This is a genomic window from Microbacterium flavum (genome assembly GCF_018717645.1).
Lineage (GTDB): Bacteria > Actinomycetota > Actinomycetes > Actinomycetales > Microbacteriaceae > Microbacterium > Microbacterium flavum.
Genome location: NZ_JAFLHG010000003.1, coordinates 224,846 through 248,934, shown reverse-complemented (window position 1 = coordinate 248,934; position 24,089 = coordinate 224,846). Strand labels below are relative to the sequence as shown.

Genomic DNA, 24,089 nt, shown 5'->3' with positions numbered 1-24,089 from the left:
TTACTGCTTCTCCGCCGGGGCGACCTCGTCGGCCGGGACGGTCTTGACGAGCTCGGGCGCGAAGCCGGAACCGGAGGCGACGAGCTTCACCTGGTACATGTCCTGGATCAGCGCGTGGTCGCTGGCGCGCACCGTGAGGTCGCCCTTGGGGCCTTCGAACGAGTAGCCCTTGAGAGCGCTGACCATCGCGTCGACGTCGCCCTTGCCCTCCTTGATCGCCTGGACGATCATGATGGCCGCGTTGAAGCCGTCGGGGGTGAACAGGTCGGGGGTGCCGCCGGCCTGCTCGACCGCTGCGACCATCTTGTCGTTGACCTCGTTGTCGGGTGCGCCCGCGAAGTAGTGGTTCAGGAAGCTGATCTTCTCCGAAGCCTCGCCGTAGGCGCCGAACGTCGCCGAGTCGCCGAGACCGGTGACGACGGGGACGGCATCCAGAACGCCCTGCTGGCTCATGGCCTGCCACATCGCGCCGGAGGTGGCGCCGGCCCACGCGACGAACACGAGATCGGGGCTGCCGGCGAGCACCTGCTGCGCGAACGGGGTGAACTCGGTCACGTCCTCCGCGACGAGCACGCTGTCCACGGTCGCACCCTTGCCACCGAGGATCGCCTTGACGGCGGCCTCGTTGCCCTGGCCGAACGCGTTGTTCTGAGCGAGGACCGTGATCTTCTTGCCCTTGATGTCGCCGAGGAAGGTTCCTGCGGTCGCGACGTCCTGCGCCGACTGGCGACCGGAGCGGAACGTGTAGCCGTTGATGCCGGTGATGGCGTCGGCGGCGGCGGGGCCGGAGATGAAGAGGACCTTGTTCTGCCCGGCCTGCTCGGCCACGGCGGCCGCGACGCCCGAGGACGCGCTGCCGGCGAGGATGTTCACGCCCGAGCCGATGAGGTCCTTCGCGGCACCCACGGCCGTGTCTGGGTCGCCGGCGTCGTCGCGGTAGTCGATCGTGATCTTCGTGCCGTTGACCTCGTCGGAGCCGTCCGTGGCCCACTCAAGGCCGGCCTTGAAGCCGTCGAGGTACTGCTTGCCGTAGCTCGCGAGGGGGCCGGTCTCACTCGTGATGACGCCGACCGTGATCTCCGCGGGGCCCGCGGCGGCGGAGTCGGAGGGATCGGCGGTGGATGCCTGCGGCGCGCAGGCCGCCAGGGCGAGGGCGGCCGTGGCCACCACGGCGCCGACGAGTGCTGTCTTCGGGAGCGACTTCTTCGTAACCCGCATGTGCGTGCCTTTCACCATTGGAAGGAGGACCTGAAATCTGATTCAGATACTGAGAGTCTGTTCAGGTTTGCCGATCGTGTCAAATGCGACGCGGTCCCTCGCAGGTCACGATCGGATAACCCGTCTGCGTTGCATACCGTGGGTATATACTTGGGGTATGCAACACGACGAAGACATCCTCCGGCTCGTGACGGGTGCGCACGCTCTGACGCGCATCGCGTCGCTCGAGACCCGGACCGAAGCCCCCGCGGCGCAGTGGCGCACGATCTCCCTGCTCCGCGAGTACGGACCGCAGCGGATCGGCGACCTCGCGGCGCTCAGCCGCGTGACACAGCCGGGGATGACACGGCTCGTCGCGCAGATGACGAGCGAGGGGCTCCTCGAGCGCGGCGTCGACGCGCACGACTCCCGCGCGACGGTCGTGAGCGTCACGGAGGCCGGCCTCGCCGCCCTCGACGAGTGGATGCAGGTGCTCGGGCGCGCGCTCGCCCCGCGCTTCGCCGATCTCGACGACGACGACTGGACCGCGATCCGCCGGGCCGCCGACATCGTTCAGGCACGCACGCGCCTCGTCGCTCCCGCGGTCGCTCCCGCCCTGGCGGACGCCCGATGAGCGCCGCGGCGAAGGTCAGCGTGTGGCGCCAGCCCGCGCAGGTGTGGGCGGTCGCGTTCGCCTGCGTCATCGCGTTCATGGGCATCGGCCTGGTCGACCCGATCCTCCCCGCGATCGCCGAGTCGCTGCAGGCCAGCCCCGTCGAGACGGAGCTGCTGTTCACGAGCTACCTCGTCGTGACCGGCCTCGCGATGCTCTTCACGAGCTGGATCTCCTCGCGCATCGGCACGAAGGCGACGCTCCTCATCGGTCTCGGTCTCATCGTCGTCTTCGCGCTGCTGTGCGCCCTCTCGGGCAGCGTCGACGCCGTCATCGGCTTCCGCGCCGGGTGGGGGCTCGGCAACGCCCTGTTCATCTCGACCGCCCTCGCGACGATCGTGGGCGCGGCATCGGGCGGGTCCTCCGCCGCGATCATCCTCTACGAGGCCGCCCTCGGGCTCGGCATCGCGATCGGCCCGCTTCTGGGCGGCATCCTGGGCGAGATCAGCTGGCGCGGACCGTTCTTCGGCGTCGTCGCGCTGATGGCGATCGGGTTCGTCGCCGTGCTCGTACTCGTCCGCTCTTCGGGAGAGCAGCGCACACCGGTCGCCCTGTCGGCCCCCTTCAAGGCGCTCGGCCGGCCGGCTCTGGCCGTGCTCGCGATCGCCGCGCTCTTCTACAACATCGGCTTCTTCGTGCTGCTGGCGTTCTCCCCGTTCCCCCTCGGCTTCGGCGCGATGGGCATCGGCCTGACGTTCTTCGGCTGGGGGGTCGCCCTGGCCGTCACGAGCGTCTGGGTCGCCCCGCTGCTCCTGCGGAGTCTCTCGCGGAGCACCGCGATGCTGATCGTCCTGCCGCTGCTCGCACTCGACCTCGTCGTCGCGGGGCTCGTGGTCGCCACCCCGGCCGCCCTCGTGACCTGCATCATCGTCGGCGGACTGTTCCTCGGGCTCATGAACACGATCCTCACGGAATCGGTGATGGAGGCCACCGATCTCCCGCGCTCGGTGGCGTCATCGGCGTATTCCGCGGTGCGGTTCCTGGGCGGGGCTGCCGCTCCCCCGATCGCCGCGGCTCTCTGGCACGCGGCCGGCGCGTCGGTGCCGTTCTACTTCGCCGCCGCATCCGTCGTGATCTCCGCCGCGGTGATCCTCTTCGGTCGTCCCGCGCTCGCGCGGATCGACGCCCACGAAGCGGACGCCCCCGAGGAAGCCGCCGCGATCCTCATCGGCGACGCCGCCTGATCCGCGCAGTATCCGCAGAACGCCACCAGAATCGGATGCCACGGCCCGTGGCATCCGATTCTGGTGCCTCTTTCCGCTTCAAGTCAGCGGCGACACCTCACCCGGCGTGGACGATGGGGACTTCCCATGTCGCCAGCTCGTCGAGCCTCGGGCGGTACAGGCGGATCATGAAGTTCCACCCTTCGGGAAGGTCGACACGATTGGGTGTGGACGAGTCCCAATCGCCGAGGTGCACGGTGGTGGTGCCGTCGGGGTTCTTGAGCGCGAAGACGGAGTTCACGTTGGTGAGTTCTTCGGGCCCGGGTTCGAAGTAGCCGGCCGCGTTGTAGACGCTGAGTGACCAGAATGCGTCCGCGGGTACGTCGTCGAACGTCATGGTGTATCGACCCCTCGGGAGGCCGGGCTCGATCGTGATGTAGGAGGCCTCCGCGTCGGGCAGTCCGCCCCAGCCGAGTGCCGTTCCCACGAGGTGGCGGACGGGGTCGACTTCGTCCGCGCGCCCGAAGCACTTCGTCAGACCACCCATGGTGCTTCCCAGCGTCAAGAGCGCTGTGCGGATCGCCCTCTGCGATTCCGGATCGAAGGGCTCCGGCGAGAAGTCCCGCTGCTCTCCGGTTTCGAGCAGCAGACCGTCCTGCAGCTCGTGGACTCGCTGCAGATCGGCGGGATCGTTCGGATCGAACAGGATCCGCGCAGCGACGACGACGTAGTCGGTGTCGAACTCCTCGACGGTCAGATCGTAGGTGCCTGCCGAATGGAACACACGGTTGACGTAGTGGTCCTGGTTGACCACCATCACCGACACGTAGCGGTCACCGACGTCGGGAATCGTGAGCCGTGCGCCGCCGCGCAGGTCGACGATCGCCGCGGAGTACAGAGTGTCCCGGTTCTGACGAATGATCGGCTGGCGCGACAGCGGTTCGAGAACGCGATTGTGGAAGAACACACCGAGCCCACCGATCGTCGGCAGCATACCCAGGACCATCGCATCGCTCTCCGCACGGGCGAAGTTATCGATCGTCACCGTCGTCGTCATAAGAACCTTCCCGTCGATCTGCCGGGCCCGCTCGCCGCGACCACCGAATCCGTGTACCTACGATAGCCATCGGCCGACGTGGTCCACACTGGGAGGATGACCGACCCGCTCGACGATCTCGCCGCCCAGGCATACTTCTACGGCTTCCCGCTCGTGTTCAACCTCGAACAGGTCAGTCGGTACGTCCACACCGGAATCGGGAAGAATCCCGCGGCACCGTGGAACTCGTTCAGCCACGCGCGATCGTTGGCAGGTCCCGCGGACCGGTTCGTGACCATCAACAACGACACCGTGTACTCGATGGCGCAGCTCGATCTCAGCGTCGGACCGATCCTGCTCGAGGTGCCCGATACCGCCGGGCGCTACTACGTCCTGCAGTTCGTCGACGCGTGGACGAACAACTTCGCGTACATCGGCCACCGCGCCACCGGAACACGCGAGGGAACGTTCCTTCTCGTTCCCCACGACTGGGCGGGCCACGCTCCGACCGGCGCGACTGTCGTGCGCGTCCCCACGCGGATCGCCTCGATCGTCGGCCGGTGGGCGGTCGACAGCGGCGAACCTCTCGAGAACGTCCACGCCCTGCAGGATGCCACGACGCTGACCCCCCTCGATCCCGCGCGCTCGCCGGTCGGGCTCGACGAGCCCGCCTCGGAGGCGGATGCCGCCGCGGAATTCTGGAGCAAGTATCGGACGTGGAGCCAGGCGTTCCCGCCCGCGCCTCGCGACCGTGGCCTGCAGGAGAGCTTCGCGACCCTCGGCCTGACCGGTTCCGACCCCCTCGACAGCCCGAGCCTGCACGCCGGCTTCGAAAAGGGCAAGGCGGCGCTCGAGGCGATCCTCGCCTCGGGTGGTGGCAACGCGATCGTCGGCGGGTGGAATCTGACGTATCACTCCTTCGACTACAACCTCGACTACTTCGAGGTCGGATCTCTCGATGATCCGGACTTCACCATCGATGATCCGCAGCGCCGCATCGTCCAGCGAGCGGGCGCCGCACTCGGCGGCCTCTGGGGGAATCAGGCGTTCGAAGCGGCCTACATCGCCACCTACGTCGACGCCGACGGCGACACCCTCTCCGGAGAGAACGTCTACACGCTGCACCTCGCCCCGACGCCCCCCGTGAATGCGTTCTGGTCGCTGACCATGTACGACGTACCGGACTACTACCTCGTCGAGAACCCCATCGACCGGTACTCCATCGGCGATCGCACGCCCGACCTCGTCTACGAAGACGACGGATCCCTGATCATCACGATCAGCCACACCGAACCCTCCGCGACGACCGCGCGTGCGAATTGGCTGCCCGCACCGAACGGTCAGTTCCGCCCCGTCCTGCGCATGTACGAGCCCGACCCCGCTGTCCTCTCCCGCGCCTACGAAGTGCCCCCACTCCGCAAGACCGAGTGACCGCCATGTGAGAGCCCGACCCGGGCACGCCGCGACTCTCCGAGAAGAGAACGACCCCCGATCCGGATGTCTCCACGGGATCGGGGGTCGTTCTTCGTTGTGGTGCACCCCCAGGGACTTGAACCCTGAACCCATTGATTAAGAGTCAATTGCTCTGCCGATTGAGCTAGAGGTGCGTACCGTGGCCGCCGCATCCCGGTGGAAACCGGAGGGGCGAACCGAGGGTCAACGTTACCATCCGATGCGCGCCATCGCGAATCGAGCATACGGCGGCACGTATCCTGGACAGGTGACCTCCCCCGCCACCACGCCCTCCTGGACTTCGCCCTTCGACGGCGACCTGCGGGGCGACCTCGCGCTCGCTTTGCGACTTGCGGATGCCGCGGATGCCGTCGCGATGGCGCGCTTCGACGCGGCCGATCTCGAGGTGCAGCTGAAAGCCGATTCCTCCCACGTCACCGAAGCGGACCTTGCGACCGAGCGCGCACTCCGCGGCATCCTCGACGCCGAGCGGCCCGCGGACGGCATCCTCGGCGAGGAGTACGGCACCTCGGGCGAAACGCACCGCCAGTGGATCATCGACCCCATCGACGGCACCGCGAACTACCTCAAGGGCATCCCGATGTGGACGACCCTCATCGCCCTCGCGATCGACGGAGTGCCGCGCGTCGGCGTGGCGAGCCAGCCCGCGCTCGGACGGCGCTGGTGGGCGGCGTCCGGCCAGGGCGCCTGGACGAACACGCCGGACGGCACCGTCCGACGCCTCGGCGTCTCCGCGGTCGATGCGATCTCGGAGGCGAGCGTGAGTTTCCAGTCGATCGCGCAGTGGGATGAGGTCGGCCGGTCCGGCGACCTCCTGCGGCTCAGCCGCTCCGTCTGGCGCGACCGCGGCTACGGCGACACCTGGCCGTACATGCTGCTCGCCGAAGGGCGGCTCGAGTTCGTCGCCGAGTTCGGCGTGAAGGAGTACGACATCGCAGCGCTCGTCCCCATCATCCTCGAGGCCGGTGGCCGCTTCACCGACATCGACGGCGTCGAGAGCATCTCCTCCCGCTCCTCGCTCGCGACGAACGGGCGCCTGCACGACGACTTCCTCACTCTGCTGACCTCCTCCCCCGAAACGGACCGATGACCCGCCGCCTCGCCGCCCTCGCGCCCCTCGCGCTCGCTGCCCTCCTTCTCGCCGGCTGCAGCGGCGGCGCCGCTCCCGACCCGACGGCGACCGTCGGCACCGGCGCGCCGACGACCGCGCCGCCGGTCGCGGGCACGGATCCGACGTCCAGCCCGGATGCCACCGCGCCCGGCGTCACGTGCGACGCGCTCGTGATCCCGGACCTGCACGCCGAGCTGGTCGAGAAGGGCTGGAGCTTCAAGGAGACCCCCTTCGCGGTCGCCGGGGTCACGCTCGACGACGGCATCGAGTGCACCTGGGCCGACTTCGCCAAGCCGTCCGGGGCGCTCCTCCTCTTCGGCTGGGCCTCACTGACCGGGGACCAGGCGACGACGATCCAGCGGTCCCTCGAACAGCAGGGCTGGAAGCGCGAGAGCGACGGCGAGAACGTGTTCCTCACCCAGGATGCCTCGCAGGCCCCCACGGTCGACGAGAACGGCTACGGCATGACGTACGAGTTCGGCGACGGGTGGATCACCCTCTCCGACACGAAGCAGAACCTGCTGCTCATCCAGCGACCGCTCCGCTGAACGCGAAAGGCCGGCCCCTCTCTCGAAACTCGAGAGAGGGGCCGGCCTTCACGTCATCCACGTGGTGACAGTGGCGTCGTGGAGCTGGGGGGAATCGAACCCCCGTCCAACGCTGAGATACTGCGTCTTCTCCGGGCGCAGTCTGTGAAGACGTTCTGCTCGGCTCCGACCTTTGTCACAGACACCTAAGTCGACGAGCCCAGCCTCAGAAGAGTCCCGTGTGACGTCGGGGCCCCGTCACACAGCTAGATCCCTAGATGACGCCAGGGTCCGTAGCGGGATCGCCTACGGTCTGACGGACTATCGGGCTCGCTTATGCAGCGAGGGCGAAGTCGTTGCGCTTTGCATCGGCAACTATGTTTTTGCAGAGGTCGTTTACGAGATAACCCTGCATCCTCGGCCCGCTTCCCGCAGTTACACAGACGCTGTCGAAACCGATCAGCCCCGTGCGCCTTGCGGCAGGGTGAGCCACTGTCACGCTGTGGAGTTGTGAGCGCGGAGCCGTCGGCATCCGAGCGTTACAGTCTATCCCATGAACGATGTCATCATCACCGTCCGCGGCGACAGCGAGACCCGTGTGATCCCCGAACTCGCCGTCGCCCACGTCGCCGCCACCGCCGACGGGCCGGAGCGCGGCGCCGTTGTGGAGCGCATCGCCGCCCTCGCCGAGCCGGTGCGCGCCGACCTCACGGCGCGCAAGGCCGCCGGGGGCATCTCGGACTGGTCGAGTCAGCGCGTCTCGGTCTGGGCGGACCGTCCCTGGAACAGCGAGGGGCGCCAGCTCGACCCGGTGCATCACGCCGCGGTCGAACTCACGGCGACGTTCACCGACGTCCTCGCCCTCTCCGACTGGCTGAACACGATCGCCGCGACGGAGGGCCTGCAGGTCGGCACCGTCGATTGGCGGCTGACCCCCGAGACGCGCGCACGGGTCGAGCGCGAGGTCGCGACGGATGCCGTGGCCGCCGCGGTCGAGCGCGCGACCGCGTATGCCACGGCGATCGGCCGCGCGACCGTCGTCCCGATCGAGGTCGCCGATCTGGGCCTCCTCGGCGGGGGCCACGGGCCGGACTCCCCCACGCCGCGCATGTTCGCGCGCGCCGCGATGGCCGTGGATGCCGTGGGTGGAGCGCCCGCGGTGGACTTCCGACCCGACGACATCGTGGTCACCGCCGCTGTGGAGGCGCGCTTCCGCGCCGAGTGACGCTCACGCGCTCCGGCGCGCGCTGCCGCCCACGGCATCCGTGAGCGGCCCCGTACCGGCCCCCGCGCAGGCACATCACCACCCCCGCAGGATCACACAGACTCCGCACCAGATCGCTCCCGGGGATGCGGACTACGCCTCATCCTGCGGAGTTCGTGCCGAGCGGTGGGCATCCCGACCGACCGCCCCGTCGCCCGCCGCACGCCGCGCGCCGCGGGAAGAGGGTCAGTCGCCGAGGCGGTTGCGACCGCGCATCGCGCGCTCCGCCTCCCGCTTGTCCTCGCGCTCGCGGATCGTCTGGCGCTTCTCGTACTCGCGCTTGCCCTTCGCGACAGCGATCTCCACCTTCGCCCGGCCGTCGGAGAAGTACAGCTTCAGCGGGATCAGGGTGTAGCCGCCCGCGCTGATCGCGTGCGAGAGCTTGATGATCTCCTGCTTGTGCAGGAGGAGCTTGCGAGTCCGCTTGGACGAGTGGTTGGTCCAGTGCCCCTGCGAATACTCGGGGATGTGCACCGCGTCGAGGTAGGCCTGGCCGCCGTCGATGTACGCGTAGCCGTCGCTGAGGTTCGCCCGCCCTTCGCGGAGGGACTTCACCTCGGTTCCGGTGAGGACGAGACCCGCCTCGTAGGTCTTCTCGATGGCGTACTCGTGGCGCGCGCGACGGTTGGTCGCGACGACCTTCTCCCCGCGTTCCCTGGGCATGGTGACTCCTCGTTCTGACAGCAGCCTGTCAGCTTACCTCAGCACGGAGCTCAGGCGCGCAGCCAGCGACGGATGGCGAAGCTCGCGGAGAGCGCGGCCAGCACGAGGCCGATCACGATGATCACGGGGATGACGACGGCGGCATCCCCCATCCCCACCCAGTCGGTGATGAACGTCACCCGATCCTTGAGGTACCCGCCCACCCCGAAATGCACGCCCGCCACGATCGCCCCGCCCGCCAGGAGCGATCCGATGAAGGCGGCGAAGACGCCTTCGAGGATGAACGGCGTCTGGATGAAGCGGTTGGACGCCCCGACGAGCCGCATGATGCCGACCTCCCGACGTCGGGCATAGGCGGAGAGGCGGATCGTCGTCGCGATCAGCAGCACGGCGGCGATGAGCATGAGGGAGGCCACGCCGACGGCGATATAGGTCGCGACGGTGAGCGCGGAGAAGAGCGGTTCGAGGTACTGCATCTGGTTCTTCACGCCCTCGACACCAGCCGTCCCGGAGAACGCCTCGGTGATGACATCGGACTTCCCGGGGTCGATCAGCCCCACCCAGTACGTGTCGCCGAGCTGTGCGGGAGTCACGTAGTCCTTGTACTCGTCGCCGTAGAGATCGAGCAGGTTCTGGTAGGCCTCGTCACCGGACTCGAAGCGCACGTCTCGGATGAGGTCGGCAAGGGCCGGGCTCTTCAGACGTTCGTCCACCGCCGCGATCTGCTCGGGCGTGGCCGCGCCGTCCACGCACGTGGTGGCCGTCGAGTCGTCGCGACACATCACGACGGAGACCTGCGCACGCTCCGCCCAGTAGCTCTGCATCTTCGCGATCTGCATCTGCATGAGCATCGCCGCACCGACGAAGGTGAGCGAGACGAAGGTGACGAGGACGACGGAGATCACCATCGAGGCGTTGCGCCGCAGGCCCGACAGGGCCTCGGCGAGGATCAGTCGCACCCTCACGAGGTCGGCCCCACTTCGTCTTCGTCGGATGCCAGTCCGAGGCGTTCGGCCACGGTGAGGTCGTCGAGCTCGAGCCCGTCGAGCTGGACGATCGGGGCGTCGATCCGGATCGGCCGGGTCGGCGGCCGGCCGTCGGCGTGCGTCGGAGACTGCGGCGGACTCTCCGGCGGTTCGGTGATGTCCGCGGCGACGGCCGGAGCGACCTCCGGCGTGACGGCCACCGCGGCGGCGACGGCGGACGCGGAGACGGCTTCCGCCGCGGCATCCTTCACCGCCGAGGGCACGGGTTCGACCGGGGACGCCGCGATCTCGCGCTGGAGCTCGAGGACGGCCGAGAGCGCGGCCGTGGCGGCGGCGCCCTTCTCCTCCTGGGGGGCGAGGCGCGGGATCGCCGAGGTGTCGCCGTACCCGCCCCGGCGGTCGTCGCGCATCATGACGCCGTCGCGCAGTTCGATCACGCGACGCTTCATCTGGTCCACGAAGCCGGCCTCGTGCGTCGCCATGACGACCGTGGTGCCGCCCTCGTTGATCCGCGCGAGCAGCTGCATGATGTCGACGGAGGTCGCCGGGTCGAGGTTTCCGGTCGGTTCGTCCGCGAGGAGGATTTGGGGGCGGTTGACGATCGCCCGGGCGATCGCGACGCGCTGCTGCTCACCACCCGACAGTTCGTGCGGGAGGCGCTTCTGCTTGCCGTCGAGTCCGACGAGGGTGAGCGCCTCGGGAACCGCCTGCTGGATGAACCCCCGGGAGGCTCCGGTCACCTGCAGCGTGAACGCGACGTTCTGGAAGACGGTCTTGTTCGGCAGGAGGCGGAAGTCCTGGAAGACCGCGCCGATGTTCCGGCGGAAGTAGGGCACCTTGCGGGTGGACAGCGTATGGAGGTCGCGGCCGAGCACGACGACGCGGCCGTCGCTCGGGGTGTCCTCGCGCAGGATGAGGCGCAGGCAGGAGGACTTGCCGGACCCCGATGCCCCGACGAGGAAGACGAACTCGCCGCGCTGCACCTCGAAGTCGACATCGCTGATCGCGGGCTTCTTGGTCCCGCGGTACTTCTTGGTGACGTGCTCGAACCGGATCATGACCCGTCGAGCCTACGTCGCGACCCGGCGGATGCCGGGCGCGACACTCGCCGCGTGTCGACCGCGTTCGCGGCGACGGATCAGTCGTCGTCCTTGCGCTTGCGCCAGCGGATCCCCGCGGCGATGAGGCCGTCGAGGTCGCCGTCGAAGACGACGGCAGGGTTCCCGACCTCGTAGCCGGTGCGGAGGTCCTTCACCAGCTGCTGACCGTAGAGGAAGTACGAGCGCATCTGGTCGCCCCAGCTCGCCGTGATCGTGCCGGCGAGTTCCTTCTTCTTCGCGGCTTCCTCCTCGCGCTTGAGGAGGAGCAGGCGCGTCTGGAGCACGCGCATGGCGGCTGCGCGGTTCTGGATCTGGCTCTTCTCGTTCTGCATCGAGACGACGAGGCCGGTGGGGAGATGGGTGATCCGGACGGCGGAATCGGTCGTGTTGACCGACTGGCCTCCGGGCCCGGAGGAGCGGAAGACGTCGACCCGGATGTCGTTCTCGGGCACCTCGACCTCGACGGCCTCTTCGAGCGCGGGGATCACCTCGACCGCCGCGAACGAGGTCTGGCGCTTGTCGGCGCCGCCGAAGGGGCTGATCCGCGCGAGGCGATGGGTCCCGGCCTCGACCGACAGGGTGCCGTACGCGTACGGAGCGTCGATCTCGAAGGTCGCGGACTTGATGCCGGCGCCTTCGGCGTAGGAGGTGTCCATCACCTTGACGGAATACTTGTGCCGCTCGGCCCAGCGCAGGTACATCCGCAGCAGCATCTCCGCGAAGTCGGTGGCGTCGTCGCCGCCGGCGCCGGAGCGGATCGTCACGACCGCGGGGCGATCGTCGTATTCGCCGTCGAGGAGGGTCTGCACCTCGAGCTGGCCGATCACGTCCTGCAGGTCGGAGACCTCCCGGCGCGCCTCGGCGGCCGTCTCCTCGTCGTCCATCTCGTTGGCGAGCTCGACCAGCACGTCGAGGTCGTCGAGGCGCTGCTCGACGTCGGTGACGCGCTTCAGCTCGGACTGCCGGTGACTGAGGGCGCTCGTGACCTTCTGCGCCTTCTCGACGTCGTCCCACAGATCGGGGGCGCCCGCCTCTTCGGACAGGCGGTCGATCTCGGCGCGGAGCGCCTCGACGTCGACCACCGCCGCGATGTCGGAGAACGTGGAGCGCAGCGCCTGGATGTCGGCGGAAGGATCGAAATCAAGCATGACACTCCAGACTAACGTGGATGTCGTGACCGATGCCGCCTCCCCCGAGCCGATCCGGCGGATGCTCTGGTCGCTCGCGCCGGTGATCTACGGTCCCACGGTGCTCTTCGCGCTCGGCGAGGGAGCCGTGATCCCGCTCCTGCCGATCTTCGCGTCGCGGCTCGGTGCCGACGTCCCGACGGCGGCGCTCGTCGCCTCGGCGCTGGTCGTCGGACAGCTGTGCGGCAACATCCCCGCCGGATGGTCGGTCGCACGCGTGGGTGAGCGCGTGACGATGGCGATCGGCGGTGTGATCGCGCTCGGCGGAGTGGCGGGGCTCGCTCTCGCCCCGAACCTGGCGCTCCTTACGGCATCCGTCTTCGTCATCGGCTTCTGCGCCGCGGTGTTCGGGCTCGCGCGGCATTCGTTCATGACGACGCGTGTTCCGCTGTCCTTCCGGGCGCGGGCGCTCTCCCTGCTGGGCGGTTCGTTCCGCCTCGGGATGTTCGTCGGTCCGTTCATCGCCGCGGCGCTTCTCGCCGTGTTCGGCGACGAGCACGCGACGGTCTGGTTCTTCGCGGTGTGTCTGCTGGCGACGGTGCTGCTGGTGATGTTCGGTCCCGACCCGGAGGCTCGGGCGGCGCCGGCGCGGACGCGTCTCACGCCGGTCGGCGACTCGCGCGTCGCGGAGGACACCGGTGAGCCGGTGACCGGGGCGATCCCGACCGCCGAGCGCGTCGGCGTGTTCCGCACCATGTGGCGCTATCGCGGCGTGCTCTCTCGGCTCGGGCTCGCCGCCGCGTCGCTGTCGGCGGTGCGCTCGGCGCGGCAGGTCGTGCTGCCGCTCTGGGGTGTGTCGATCGGGCTGGATGCCTCGACCATCGCGCTCGTCGTCGGAATCTCGGGCGCGATCGACTTCGCGCTCTTCTACGCGAGCGGGCAGGTCATGGACCGGTTCGGGCGATTGTGGGCGGCCCTGCCCGCGATGATCCTCATGGGAGCGGGGTTCCTCGCGCTCTCCGTCACCCACGATCTGCCGCAGGCGGCGATGTGGTTCGCGCTGTTCGCCGCGGTGCTCGGCGTCGGCAACGGTCTGTCGAGCGGCATCCTGCTGACTCTCGGCGCGGACGTCGCGCCCGTCGCCGATCCGGCGCCGTTCCTCGGCTCCTGGCGGACGCTGACGGATGCCGGGGGCGCGTTCGCGCCGCTTCTCGTCTCCGGCCTGTCGGCGGCGTTCTCGCTATCGCTCGCGACGGGCGCGATGGGCATCGTCGGGCTGCTCGGCGCGGCGGCGTTCATCCGCTGGGTGCCGCGCTTCGTGCCCCGCGGGCGCTGAGCGCGGCCGGCACGTCTGCTCGTCACGGCGATCAGCGGAGGGCCGTCCGACTCGTCGCGGTCGCTCCGAGCGTCCAGCCGTCGGGGACGAAGACCGTCAAGACCGGCGGATGCCAATCGACTTCGACGCTCACGCGGGCCGAGACCCCATCCGGGGTCGACGCAGAGACGAGCCTGGCCGTCCCGAGTGCGTCCAGGAGCTCCGCCGCCTGCGCGGCGACGCGCTCATCCGTCAGCTGGGCGACCGGGGCGCCGCCGTCGATGACCAGGGTGAACCCGTCCGCCCCGGCGAGCGCGGCCGCGTCGGCGGCGGCATCCGCCCGCTTCTGCGCGAGGTACAGGCTCGTCGCATCGACGCACACGAGCACGATGGCGATCGCGAGGATCGCGTAGCCGAGGGTCAGCAGCAGCACGGAGCCTTCGTCGTCGGGGTGTCTGCTCACGGAGCATCACCCCAGAAGCGCGAGACCTTCTGCACGGACGCCGCTTCGACCGGAACGCGCGCGAGGTCGTCGAGTCCGAGGACGGCGGGGACGAGAGGCAGCGGGACTTCGGTGCGAACGGTGACGGTGAGGAGGGCGCCGGCCGCCGGGCACGTGGCGGAGGAGCACGAGATGTCGACGGCGACGGTATCCCGGTCCAGTCCGTACTCCCGGACGATCGCGTCGAGGACCCGGTCCGCCCGCAGATCGGCGGTCGCCGTGTCCGGCGCCGAGGCGATCGTGCGCGCGAGCTGGCGCGCTCCCGTCTCGACCCCGAGGGCTTGTCCCTGGATCGCTCCGAGCGCCACCACGAGGTACACGATCGGAACCAGGAGGACGAGGCCGACGAGGATGAACTCCAAGGCGGCAGACCCGTCGTCGCCCCGTGCCGCCTCCCCCGGCAGATCAGTCGAAGCTCTCGCGTCAGTCGAAGCTCTCACGCGGCGCATGCGCCGTCACCTCCAATCCGGCGGGGATGCCGAGGAGACCGATGAGGGGCAGCGTCGTCCGCACCGTCACCTCGACCTGCGGACCCGCGTCGGAGTCGACGGTCGCAGCCGTCACCGCCGCCTCGAGCCCGCCCCCGACGGCGGAGGCGATGAGCCGTTCGGTACGGCTCGCGCCGTCTTCGGGGCGCGTGTCCGCGAGCGCCCCGTGGTACGCGCCCTCGACGGCGGCGTCGTGCACGACGTTGCGGACGTAGACGGCCAGCGCGAGCTGCACGACGGCGAGGGTGAGAAGCGTCAGGAGCGTGCCGACCAGGACGAACTCGACGGGCGCCGAGCCCGCCTCGTCGTCGCGAAGGCTCTCCCTGAGGCCGCGCATCGCCGGCTCAGAATCCCGACACCCGGGTGATCGCCTGGTTGAAGAGGTCGGCGAGCGCAGGCCCCGCCAACGCCCACACCGCGATCACGAGTCCGGCGGTCATCAGCGTGACGAGCACCCAGCCGGGGACATCTCCCCGCTCGTCGTCGACCGTGTCTTTCCAGGACGCGCGAAGCCGTCCCCATCCCGAGCGGATCATCTCCGCCTCCTTTCGACCGTCGCCGGTCATCCGAATCCGAGTTTGAGCAGGACGATCCCCGGGAACACGGCGAAGAGCACCGAGAGCGGGAGGATCAGGAAGACGAGCGGCAGGAGCATGAGGATCTCCTTGCGTCCGGCCGATTCGAGGAGCGCACGCTTGGCATCCTCGCGGGCATCGACGGCCTGCTCCTGCAGGACGTGCGCGAGCGGTGCGCCCCGATCCATCGCGGCGACCAGGTGCTCGACGGCGCGCGAGAGCGCGGGGACGTCACAGGTGCGGGCCACCTCCAGCAGCGCATCCGACAGGTTCGATCCGGTGCCGCTGGCGAGGACTGCGCCGCGCAGCTCGATCGTCAGCGCCCCCGAGCCGACCTCGCCCACGCGCCGCAGCGCGTCGCGCAGGCCCTCGCCGGCGGCCAGGCACAGGCCGAGGAACTCCAAGACGGTGGGGAGCTCCTCCTCGATCCGGGCGGATCGGCGCCGCGCAGCGCGCGCGAGACCCTGCTCGACCGCGACGATCGAGGCCACGCCCACCACGAGGGGCAGGGCGACGACCAGCGGTCCTCCGCGGCCCAGCAGCGTGGATGCCACGGCGAGCGCCCCGCCCACGACGACGCCGCCCACGCCCCAGCCCAGCTGACGCGCGCGGAACGCGACGACATCGGGCGCACGACCCGCCTGCCGCAGGCGCCGGGCGAGAGCGTCGCCACCACCGCCGCCGCCACTCCAGGCGACGGCCACGCGGTCGCGCGCGCCGCGCCAGCCGAGGCCCGACGGGGTGGGCCGGAGCGGTGTGAGTCCGACCGGGTCGGCGATGTCGCGCACGTACGGGGCGATGCGACGCGTCAGCGAGGGTGCGGCCCACTGCGGCACGCGCCGCACCATGAGGAGCACGCCCGCCGCGAGGCCCGTGCCGAGGAGCACGGCGTACGCCACCGCGGTGAGGGGGCTCATCCGAACCACCTCTGGGGCTCCGGGAGGCGTCCGAGACGGATGGTGAGGCGATAGGCGAACACCGAGACCACCGCGCCCACCAGCACGACGACAACCCCGGCGCCGGTCGCGTAGGCCCGCGCTCCCTCGGGTCGCAGTGACAGCAGGGCCAGGACGATCCAGGGGGCGACGACGCCGACGACCGCCGCGCCGCGCACCCACGACTGGCGCGCCTCGACTTCGGCACGGAGCGCAGCGTCCGCACGGACGGAGGAGGACAGGGCTCGGAGCACGGCCGTGAGCTCGGTCCCGCCGACCTGCCGCGCCATCCGGAGGGTCTCCACGATCCGGTCGGCGACGGGGTCGGCGAGCGTCGCCTTCAGCCGGAGCACACTGGAGTCGAAGTGCCCCGAGGCGGACATGTCCTGCGCGAACCGCTCGAAGGCGGGGCGCAGCGCCGGAGGACCGCTGACGGCGAGGGCGCACACCGCGTCGGGCAGGGACATGCCGGCGCGGACCGCCGAGACGAGCAGGTCGCAGACATCCGACCACAGTGCACGACGGGAGCGGCGCAGCCGCCGACCGCGGGCGCGCAACCACGAGAACGGCGCGACGGCCCCCGCGACCGCTGCCACCAGGGCCACCGCCGGCAACCCCGTCAGGAGCCACGCCGCGGCGGCGCACACGGCGGCGGCGAGCGCCGAGACCGCCGCGGGGCGGGAGACGGGCGCGTGGGCGAACCCGGCCTCCTGCAGGAGCCGCGCGATGCGACCGTCCCGCGTCGGGCGTGCGGCCTCGGCGCGGGGAGGCCAGAGCCAGGGGGAGGCGACGAGCAGCAGCCCCGCGGCGAGCACCGCACCCCAGATGACGGTCATGACGCCGCCCGCCGCTCGGCGGAGGCGGCGCGGTAGTGGGTACGGATCTCCACGACGCCGTCGATCACCTCACCGGTGACCTCGACGACCTCGTCCACGCGGCGGTGACCGTCGGACCCGCGACGGCAGTGCACGACGAGATCGACCCCCGCGGCGATGGCGGGGACGACGAACCCGGCGTCGATGTTCCGCCCGGCCAGCAGGGGCAGGGAGGCGAGCCGGCGCAGCGCATCGGCCGCGGAGTTCGCGTGGATGGTTGCGGCGCCCGGCACGCCGGTGTTGAGCGCCAGGAGCAGGTCGAGCGCCTCCGCATCACGCACCTCCCCCACGACCAGGCGATCCGGCCGCATGCGCAGCGCCTCTTTGACGAGGCGACGCAGGCTCACCGCGCCCGTCCCCTCGAGGCTCGGCTGACGTCCCTGGAGGGCGACCGCGTCCGGCGCCACGACCGCGAGCTCGAACGTCTCCTCCACGGTCACGATGCGGTGCTCGGCGGGGCACGACGCCAGGAGCGCGGCCAGCAGCGTGGTCTTGCCGGCATGGGTGGCACCCGAGACCAGGATGCTCCGACCGTCCGCCATCGCCGCACGCAGGAGGGCGGCGAGGTGATCGGGAAGGGCCCCGGCCGCGACGAGGTCGGGGAGCGTCCGGTGCGTCGCGAGGAACTTCCGGATGTTCACCGCGTAGTGCGTCCTGGTGATGTCCGGGATCACCACGTGGAGCCGGGATCCGTCGGGGAGCGAGGCATCGACGAAGGGCTGGCTCAGATCCACCCGCCGGCCGGTCGCGTGCAGCATCCGCTCGACGAGGTCGCGGACGGCGTCATCGGTCAGGCGGATCGGGACGCGCTCGCTCCGTCCGGCGCGGGCGGCGAAGATCGTGGCGGGGTCGTTGATCCAGATCTCCTCGACCTCGGGGTCATCCAGCAGCGCCTGCAGCGGCCCGTAGCCGGTGACCCGGGCGAGCACATCCCGGACGCACGCCCCCTCGTCGTCGATCGGCTCGAGTCCGCGGGCCAGCGCGAAGTCGTTGTGGCGCCGTACCTCGGCGAGTGCGATGACCTGCACCCGGCCCGGATCGCGCAGCGGATCGGACTGTTCCTCTCTCAGCCGGTCGCGCACGCGCTCGGCGACCGCCGCCACCGCGGGCACGGCGGATGCCGGGGTGAACGGGGCGGCGATCGTCATCCCGGCATCCTCACAAGATCCGCCGGCCTCCCGCGGGAGTTATCCACAGCGGATCCCAACGAGCGACACGTCGCCGAGCTCTCCGAGCAGCGGATCGGCGAGACCACCCCTCCTTGACATGTGGTCTGACCACAGGGACAATCGATTGCATGCTGACCATTCCGGAGACCCTCTCCGTGCAGGCGGATGCCGCCGTCCACAAAGCGGACGGCCTGCGCTCCCGCGGTCGATTCCTCCTCTCGGGCATGCTGGCGGGCGGCTACATCGGCATCGGCGTCGTTCTGATGGTGTCCACCGCCGGCCCCCTCGTCGCGGCGGGCGACGGCCTCGCGAAGCTCGTGAGCGGCCTCGTCTTCGGCGTGGCGCTGACCCTTGTGGTCTTCGCGGGGGCCGACCTCGTGACGAGCGCCATGATGGTCCTCCCGCAGGGTGCGCTCATGCGCACCGTCGGCCCCTGGCGCGCCGCAGCGACGATCCTCGCGACCTTCGCGGCGAACCTCGTCGGGGCGCTCGTCTTCGCCGGGCTCATCGTGGCCTCCGGGGTCCTGCGCGCGAACGCCGCCGGCGGAGCCATGCTCTCCGACATGCTGGCCGCGAAGGCGCACGAAGGGCCGATCGAGATGGTCGTGCGCGGGATCCTCTGCAACGTCCTCGTCTGCCTCGCGATCTGGATGGCCGCGCGTGTGCGCTCGGATGTCGCGAAGATCATGCTCATCTTCGCGGCGATCCTCGCCTTCATCTCCTCCGGCTTCGAACACGTCGTCGCCAACATGACGACCTACGGCATCGGACTGCTCACCGGCGACCCGAATGCGACATGGGCCCTCTTCGGCGGCAATCTGCTGTGGGTCGGACTCGGCAACCTCGTCGGCGGCGCGCTCATCATCGGGCTCGGGTACTGGGTGCTCGGCGGCTCGCCGCGCATCCCGCGCAGCACCCCCGCCGAGGCCCCGTCCCGCGCGGAGGCCCGGGAGCCCGCCCCGATAGACTGACCCCCGCGCGGGAGTGGTGAAATCGGCAGACACGCAGGATTTAGGTTCCTGTGCCTTCGGGCGTGTGGGTTCAAGTCCCACCTTCCGCACAGGGTGAGTAGGCGCTCGCGCGTTACGCTCTCCCCAGCAGTCTCGCCGTGGGCCTCGGCCTGCATCCCCGCCCACTCATCGACCGACGGGAACCTCGTTGCACTCTCTCGCCCTCATCCCCTGGCTGGATCCGGCATCGATCATCGGGGGCGCCGGGCCCTGGGCCCTCCTGGTCGTCTGCTTCATCGTGTTTGCCGAGACGGGCCTGCTCATCGGGTTCCTTCTCCCCGGCGACACCCTGCTCGTGATCTCGGGGCTGCTCTCGCACTCGACCCCCGACTTCCCGAACGGTGTGTTCGGCGTCAACATCTGGATCGTGGCGCTCCTGATCGGCCTGGCGGCGTTCGTCGGCGGTGAAGTCGGCTACCTCATCGGCCACAAGGGCGGCCCCGCGGTCTTCGAGCGCAAGGAATCGGGTCTGTTCAGCCGGAAGAACGTCGACCGCACCAACGCGTTCTTCACGAAATACGGCGGCCTCACGGTGATCCTCGCCCGCTTCGTCCCGATCGTCCGCACCTTCGCCCCCGTCGCCGCGGGTGTCGGCCACATGCCGTGGCGGAGGTACTCGCTCTACAACCTCATCGGCGCCCTGCTGTGGGGTTTCGGTCTCACGATGTTCGGCTACCTCATCGGGTTCATCCCGCCGGTCGCACACTTCGTCGAGTCGTACATCGACCTGATCCTGCTCGCCGCGGTCGGCGGCACCGCCCTCGTGACGCTGTGGCACTACGTCTCCGAGCGCCGCAAGGTCAAGAAGGAGCAGGCGGCGGGACTGCCCGCCGAGACGATCGAGCCGCTGCCCGTCGACGAGAGCTGAGCCCGGCGACGCCTGAAGCCGGTCAGGATGCCTTGCCGGCGCGAGCCTCGCGCGCCTTCTCGACGCTCGCCTTGAGGGCGGCCATCAGATCGATGACCTCGCCGCCGGCATCCTGCTCGGTCTTCTCGCCGAACGTCTCCGCGGTGTCGAGCGCATCGCCCTTCTCGAGCTTCGCGTCGATGAGCGTCCGCAGCTCCTGCTGATACTCGTCCACGAACTCGTCCGGCTCGAAGTCGCTCGAGAACTGCTCGACGAGGGATGCCGACAGCTCCAGCTCCTTCGCGGAGATCTTCACCGGCTCGTCGAGCGCGGGGAAGCTCGCCACGCGCACCTCGTCCGCCCACAGGAGCGTCTGGAGCACGAGCACGTCCCCTCGCACCCGGAGCGCCGCCAAACGCGTCTTCTGGCGCAGCGAGAACCGCACGATCGCGGTGCGCTCGGTCTGCTCGAGCGTCTTGCGCAGCAGCACATACGCCTTCGGTGAGGACGAGTCGGGCTCGAGGAAATACGGCTTGTCGAGGGTCATCAGGTCGATCTGGTCACTCGGGACGAACTCCACCACCTCGATCTCCCGCGACCTCTCCGCGGGGAGAGCGGCGAGATCCTCGGCGGTGAGGACGACCGTCCGCTCCCCGTCATCGAAGGCTTTGTCGATGTCGGCGTACGGCACGACCTCGCCGTCCAGCTCGCAGATGCGCTGATAGCGGATGCGGCCCCCGTCCGCCGCGTGCACCTGGTGCAGCGGGACGTCGTGGTCCTCGATCGCCGAGTAGACCTTCACCGGCACGTTCACAAGGCCGAAGGTCAGCGCGCCCTTCCAGATCGCTCTCATCCCCCCAGTGAACACCGGTCACACCCGTGACGCTAGCCTTGCGCCATGGCCGCGCCCGGGACCGGACCCAGAGGGGACCTCGTCGATGTCGACGGGCGGCGCCTGCGCCTGACGAACCTCGACAAGGTGATGTATCCGGACACCGGCACCACGAAGGGCGAGGTGATCGACTACTACTCGCGCGTCGCGCCCGCGCTCCTGCCGCACGTGCGGGGGCGCCCGGTGACCCGCATCCGGTGGCCGGACGGCACCGGCGGAGAGCGCTTCTTCGCGAAGGCTCTGGAGGCCGGGGCGCCGGAGTGGCTCGCGCGCCACGCGATCGATCACTCGTCCGGCGCGAAGGACTACCCGGTGCTCGACGACCGTGCCGGGCTCGTCTACCTCGCCCAGGTCGCGAGTCTCGAGCTGCACACACCGCAGTGGCGGTTCGACGGCGGCGGGCGGGGCCGCCCGGACCGGCTCGTGCTGGACCTCGACCCCGGCCCGGGCGTCGGCCTCGCCGAGTGCGCGGAGGTCGCGCGGTGGGCCCGCGACATCCTCGGCGACATCGGCCTGGACCCCTTGCCGGTGACGAGCGGGTCGAAGGGCATCCACCTCTACGCGCGGCTCGACGGGGCACGCACCAGCGAGGAGATCTCCGCCTTCGCCCACGAGCTCGCGCGTGCGCTCGAAGCCGACCACCCCGACCTCGTCGTGAGCGCGATGGCGAAGACCGCGCGCCCCGGGCGCGTGTTCGTGGACTGGAGCCAGAACAACGGCGCGAAGACCACCATCGCGCCGTACTCGCTGCGCGGCCGCGCCGAGCCCACCGTCGCCGCGCCGCGCACGTGGGCGGAGCTCGAGCTCCTGGGCCTCCGCCAACTGCGCTTCGACGAGGTGCTCGAGCGCCTCGAACACGACGGCGACCTGCTGAGCGCGCTGGCTCCGGGTGCCGCCGACGCGCTGCGCCCCTACGTCGCGAAGCGGACGGTCGGGGCGACGCCGGAGCCGTTCCCGGACGCGGCTGAGGCGACGGATGACGGCAGGAGCGGGCAGGCCCGCTTCGTCGTCCAGGAGCACCATGCGCGCCGACTGCACTTCGACCTGCGCCTGGAGCGGGACGGCGTGCTGGAGAGCTGGGCCGTCCCGCGCGGCCTTCCCGGCGACGGCGAGCGCAACCATCTCGCCGTGATGACCGAGCCGCATCCGCTCCGCTATCTCGACTTCGCGGGGACCATCCCCGCCGGTCAGTACGGGGCGGGGACGATGACGATCTGGGACACCGGGGTCTACACGGCCGAGAAGTGGCGCGACGACGAGATCATCTTCACCGCGTCCGGGAGGCCCGGCGGCCCGCTCGGAACCGCCCGTTTCGCGCTCATCCGCACCTCCGGCGCCGGAGAGAAGTCGCAGTGGCTCCTGCATCGGATGTCGCGTGCGGGAGAACGGCGCGCGCCTGACGCACCGATGCTCGCGACGCCGTCGACGCCCGCCCTCGCAAGCGCCGCCGCCACCCGGTGGGGCGATCCCTGGGTCGAGTTCAAGTGGGACGGCATCCGCGCGATCGGCACCTGGGACGGTGCGCACCTGATCCTCCGAGCCAGAAGCGGCACCGACATCACCGCGCGGTATCCGGAGCTGACCGCCGCCGCGGGGGCTCTCGGCGCCGAGCCTGCCGTCCTCGACGGGGAGATCGTGGCGATGGATGCCGCCGGTCGCCCGAGCTTCACGCGTCTGCAGGCGCGGATGCACCTGACGAAGCCCGCCGAGATCGCGCAGGAGAGCGCGCGCACACCGGTCCAATTCCTCCTCTTCGACGTCCTGCGCGCGGGCGAGGAGGACCTCACTGCTCTGCCCCTGCGGGAGCGGCGCGCGATCCTCGAGCATCTGTTGGCGCAGGCGACCGCCCCTCTCGTCCTCCCCCCGGTCGCGGACGACGTCCGTGTCGCACTCTCGGCGGCATCCGACCTGCAGCTGGAGGGCGTCGTCGTCAAGGATCCGCGCTCCCCGTACCGGCGCGGAACCCGGTCCGAGGAGTGGCTCAAGGTCAAGCTCACCGCGACGCAGGACGTCGTCATCGGCGGGATCCGTCCGGGCCGCGGCGGGCGCACCGGCTCCATCGGCTCGCTCCTGGTCGGCATCCCGACCGCCGCGGGCCTCCGCTACGTCGGCCGCGTCGGATCCGGCTTCAGCGAGCGGGAGCTCGCCCGCCTCGCCGCGGTGCTCGAACCCCTCCGCACCGAGGAGAACCCCTTCGTCGGCGTCCCGGATGCCGACGCATCGGACGCCCTCTGGGTCCGCCCGGACCTCGTCGGCGAGGTCGAGTTCGCCGAGTTCACCCCCTCGGGGACCCTCCGCCACGCGCGCTGGCGCGGCCGGCGGGAGGATGTCACGCCGGCGCAGGTGTCGGCGTCGGCGTGGGAGTCGGCTCGCCCATGAACACGCCGACGCGCTCCCCGTCGAAGACGAAGCTCAGCGCCGTGCCGTCGGGGAACCGGGCGCGCAGCTCGTCGGGCGCCCGTTCGTCGACGACCATCGGCGCCGTGGGAGGGAAAGGTCCCGCGCCGCAGCCGTAGTAGGTCGGGCCGTCGTACCCGACCGACGAGCCGTTGTTCGTGAAGCGGGAGATGATCGCCACGTTGATGCATTCGACCTCGGACGCGTACATCCCCGCGGGGAGCCGCATGACGACGAGGCCCAGATACTCGTAGGACACGACCTCGCTCTGCGGCCCGAACCACTCGGGGAACCAGTCGAGGCCCGTCGTGTCGAGCGGCTGGTCGAGGGTGGCGACCTGGGTCGCGCCGGTCACTTCGGAGACGGGGCGAATGGACGCCAGCGAGAAGACGAGCGCCCCGACGGAGACGGCAACGACGAGGACCGATGCCGCCCAGACGATCAGCCATGCGCGCGGAATCCGGCGCGGCGGACGGCGGGGAGCGGTGGTGTCGGCCGCGACGTCGGCGGCGGCGGGGGCGGCGGCTGTCGGGGCGTTCGGGCCGGTCCCGTCTTCTTCCTCGTCGCTCACCTCCACCGGAGCGTCTGCGTGGGATGCCGCGCGGCGCTCCTCGTCCTCGAGGTGCCGCAGCCGCGCCAGGGCCCGCGGATCGTCGTGGATATCGGCGTTCGGGCCGTATGCGCGACCGCGCAGCAGTGCGAGCTCGTCCGGGGCTGCAGTCATCCTCTGCATCGTCGCACACCTCGCCCGGTCAGTGGCCAGG

25 protein-coding genes, 2 tRNA genes and 1 other RNA gene are annotated in these 24,089 nt (G+C 70.3%); 11 read left to right on the top strand and 17 right to left on the bottom strand.

What is annotated here, in order from left to right:
• Positions 1-1,218: a substrate-binding domain-containing protein gene (locus J0P97_RS04905; protein ID WP_215486645.1), complete on the bottom strand. Its 1,218-nt coding sequence runs from the start codon at positions 1,216-1,218 to the stop codon at positions 1-3.
• A 157-nt stretch (positions 1,219-1,375) separates the two neighbouring features.
• On the opposite strand from J0P97_RS04905, the gene J0P97_RS04900 reads away from it, so the two are divergent.
• Together J0P97_RS04900 and J0P97_RS04895 are read left to right on the top strand one after the other, a co-directional pair.
• Positions 1,376-1,831: a MarR family winged helix-turn-helix transcriptional regulator gene (locus J0P97_RS04900; RefSeq protein ID WP_215486644.1), complete on the top strand. Its 456-nt coding sequence runs from the start codon at positions 1,376-1,378 to the stop codon at positions 1,829-1,831.
• Positions 1,828-3,054: an MFS transporter gene (locus J0P97_RS04895; RefSeq protein WP_215486643.1), complete on the top strand. Its 1,227-nt coding sequence runs from the start codon at positions 1,828-1,830 to the stop codon at positions 3,052-3,054. Before J0P97_RS04900 ends, J0P97_RS04895 begins: the two co-directional genes overlap by 4 nt.
• A 97-nt stretch (positions 3,055-3,151) precedes the next feature.
• On the opposite strand, the gene J0P97_RS04890 is transcribed toward J0P97_RS04895, so the two are convergent.
• Positions 3,152-4,090, bottom strand: coding sequence for a DUF1254 domain-containing protein (locus J0P97_RS04890; protein ID WP_215486642.1), 939 nt, complete (start codon positions 4,088-4,090; stop codon positions 3,152-3,154).
• 96 nt (positions 4,091-4,186) lie between these two features.
• Here J0P97_RS04890 and J0P97_RS04885 point away from each other — a divergent pair, with 96 nt between their 5' ends.
• Complete coding sequence (locus J0P97_RS04885) at positions 4,187-5,500, top strand: DUF1254 domain-containing protein (protein ID WP_215486641.1); 1,314 nt, start codon at positions 4,187-4,189, stop codon at positions 5,498-5,500.
• A gap of 100 nt (positions 5,501-5,600) precedes the next feature.
• Here the strand turns inward: J0P97_RS04885 and J0P97_RS04880 are convergent.
• Positions 5,601-5,676, bottom strand: a tRNA-Lys gene (locus tag J0P97_RS04880).
• A gap of 113 nt (positions 5,677-5,789) precedes the next feature.
• Between J0P97_RS04880 and J0P97_RS04875 the strand changes: the two genes are divergently transcribed.
• On the top strand, positions 5,790-6,632 hold the full coding sequence (locus J0P97_RS04875) for an inositol monophosphatase family protein (protein ID WP_282836834.1): 843 nt from the start codon (positions 5,790-5,792) through the stop codon (positions 6,630-6,632).
• Positions 6,629-7,201, top strand: a complete 573-nt coding sequence (locus J0P97_RS04870) for a nitrate ABC transporter substrate-binding protein (RefSeq protein WP_215486639.1) — start codon at positions 6,629-6,631, stop codon at positions 7,199-7,201. Before J0P97_RS04875 ends, J0P97_RS04870 begins: the two co-directional genes overlap by 4 nt.
• A gap of 76 nt (positions 7,202-7,277) precedes the next feature.
• On the opposite strand, the gene ssrA is transcribed toward J0P97_RS04870, so the two are convergent.
• Positions 7,278-7,647: a transfer-messenger RNA gene (gene ssrA, locus J0P97_RS04865) on the bottom strand.
• An 86-nt stretch (positions 7,648-7,733) separates the two neighbouring features.
• Between ssrA and J0P97_RS04860 the strand changes: the two genes are divergently transcribed.
• A complete protein-coding gene (locus J0P97_RS04860) occupies positions 7,734-8,405 on the top strand; it encodes an SIMPL domain-containing protein (RefSeq protein WP_215486638.1) in 672 nt (223 codons plus the stop codon).
• Between the two features lie 225 nt (positions 8,406-8,630).
• Here the strand turns inward: J0P97_RS04860 and smpB are convergent, their stop codons facing one another.
• From smpB to prfB, 4 genes are all read right to left on the bottom strand, one after another.
• On the bottom strand, positions 8,631-9,107 hold the full coding sequence (gene smpB, locus J0P97_RS04855) for an SsrA-binding protein SmpB (protein ID WP_215486637.1): 477 nt from the start codon (positions 9,105-9,107) through the stop codon (positions 8,631-8,633).
• Positions 9,108-9,157: 50 nt separating this feature from the next.
• Positions 9,158-10,072, bottom strand: coding sequence for a permease-like cell division protein FtsX (ftsX, locus tag J0P97_RS04850; RefSeq protein WP_215486636.1), 915 nt, complete (start codon positions 10,070-10,072; stop codon positions 9,158-9,160).
• Positions 10,069-11,151, bottom strand: coding sequence for a cell division ATP-binding protein FtsE (gene ftsE, locus J0P97_RS04845; protein ID WP_215486635.1), 1,083 nt, complete (start codon positions 11,149-11,151; stop codon positions 10,069-10,071). The genes ftsX and ftsE overlap by 4 nt, the downstream gene beginning before the upstream one ends.
• An 80-nt stretch (positions 11,152-11,231) precedes the next feature.
• Positions 11,232-12,341, bottom strand: a complete 1,110-nt coding sequence (prfB, locus tag J0P97_RS04840; RefSeq protein WP_215486634.1) for a peptide chain release factor 2 — start codon at positions 12,339-12,341, stop codon at positions 11,232-11,234.
• 61 nt (positions 12,342-12,402) lie between these two features.
• Between prfB and J0P97_RS04835 the strand changes: the two genes are divergently transcribed.
• The gene (locus tag J0P97_RS04835) at positions 12,403-13,656 is read left to right on the top strand and encodes an MFS transporter (protein WP_215486711.1); all 1,254 of its coding nucleotides are present in this window, start codon (positions 12,403-12,405) and stop codon (positions 13,654-13,656) included.
• Positions 13,657-13,687: 31 nt separating this feature from the next.
• Here the strand turns inward: J0P97_RS04835 and J0P97_RS04830 are convergent, their stop codons facing one another.
• The 7 genes from J0P97_RS04830 to J0P97_RS04800 form a co-directional block, all read right to left on the bottom strand.
• Complete coding sequence (locus J0P97_RS04830; RefSeq protein ID WP_282836835.1) at positions 13,688-14,098, bottom strand: pilus assembly protein TadG-related protein; 411 nt, start codon at positions 14,096-14,098, stop codon at positions 13,688-13,690.
• Entirely contained in the window at positions 14,095-14,499 is a 405-nt protein-coding gene (locus J0P97_RS04825; protein ID WP_308163430.1) for a TadE family protein, read from the bottom strand. Before J0P97_RS04825 ends, J0P97_RS04830 begins: the two co-directional genes overlap by 4 nt.
• Positions 14,500-14,560: 61 nt before the next feature.
• The gene (locus J0P97_RS04820) at positions 14,561-14,962 is read right to left on the bottom strand and encodes a TadE/TadG family type IV pilus assembly protein (RefSeq protein WP_215486632.1); all 402 of its coding nucleotides are present in this window, start codon (positions 14,960-14,962) and stop codon (positions 14,561-14,563) included.
• A 7-nt stretch (positions 14,963-14,969) separates the two neighbouring features.
• Positions 14,970-15,161, bottom strand: a complete 192-nt coding sequence (locus J0P97_RS04815) for a hypothetical protein (protein WP_215486631.1) — start codon at positions 15,159-15,161, stop codon at positions 14,970-14,972.
• Between the two features lie 26 nt (positions 15,162-15,187).
• Complete coding sequence (locus tag J0P97_RS04810) at positions 15,188-16,117, bottom strand: type II secretion system F family protein (protein WP_215486630.1); 930 nt, start codon at positions 16,115-16,117, stop codon at positions 15,188-15,190.
• A complete protein-coding gene (locus J0P97_RS04805; RefSeq protein WP_215486629.1) occupies positions 16,114-16,971 on the bottom strand; it encodes a type II secretion system F family protein in 858 nt (285 codons plus the stop codon). Before J0P97_RS04805 ends, J0P97_RS04810 begins: the two co-directional genes overlap by 4 nt.
• Complete coding sequence (locus J0P97_RS04800; RefSeq protein WP_215486628.1) at positions 16,968-18,158, bottom strand: TadA family conjugal transfer-associated ATPase; 1,191 nt, start codon at positions 18,156-18,158, stop codon at positions 16,968-16,970. Before J0P97_RS04800 ends, J0P97_RS04805 begins: the two co-directional genes overlap by 4 nt.
• A gap of 149 nt (positions 18,159-18,307) precedes the next feature.
• Between J0P97_RS04800 and J0P97_RS04795 the strand changes: the two genes are divergently transcribed.
• From J0P97_RS04795 to J0P97_RS04785, 3 genes are all read left to right on the top strand, one after another.
• Positions 18,308-19,150 carry a formate/nitrite transporter family protein gene (locus J0P97_RS04795; RefSeq protein ID WP_215486627.1) on the top strand — a complete coding sequence of 281 codons (843 nt, stop codon included), beginning with the start codon at positions 18,308-18,310 and terminating at the stop codon, positions 19,148-19,150.
• A gap of 7 nt (positions 19,151-19,157) precedes the next feature.
• Positions 19,158-19,239 (top strand) — tRNA-Leu (locus J0P97_RS04790).
• A gap of 98 nt (positions 19,240-19,337) precedes the next feature.
• The gene (locus J0P97_RS04785; protein ID WP_215486626.1) at positions 19,338-20,057 is read left to right on the top strand and encodes a DedA family protein; all 720 of its coding nucleotides are present in this window, start codon (positions 19,338-19,340) and stop codon (positions 20,055-20,057) included.
• 22 nt (positions 20,058-20,079) lie between these two features.
• On the opposite strand, the gene ku is transcribed toward J0P97_RS04785, so the two are convergent.
• Entirely contained in the window at positions 20,080-20,889 is an 810-nt protein-coding gene (ku, locus tag J0P97_RS04780) for a non-homologous end joining protein Ku (protein ID WP_215486625.1), read from the bottom strand.
• A gap of 45 nt (positions 20,890-20,934) precedes the next feature.
• On the opposite strand from ku, the gene J0P97_RS04775 reads away from it, so the two are divergent.
• Positions 20,935-23,307, top strand: a complete 2,373-nt coding sequence (locus J0P97_RS04775; protein WP_215486624.1) for an ATP-dependent DNA ligase — start codon at positions 20,935-20,937, stop codon at positions 23,305-23,307.
• On the opposite strand, the gene J0P97_RS04770 is transcribed toward J0P97_RS04775, so the two are convergent.
• Positions 23,258-24,049 carry a spermidine/putrescine ABC transporter permease gene (locus J0P97_RS04770; RefSeq protein WP_246539775.1) on the bottom strand — a complete coding sequence of 264 codons (792 nt, stop codon included), beginning with the start codon at positions 24,047-24,049 and terminating at the stop codon, positions 23,258-23,260. The genes J0P97_RS04775 and J0P97_RS04770 overlap by 50 nt on opposite strands.
• Positions 24,050-24,089: the final 40 nt, after the last annotated feature.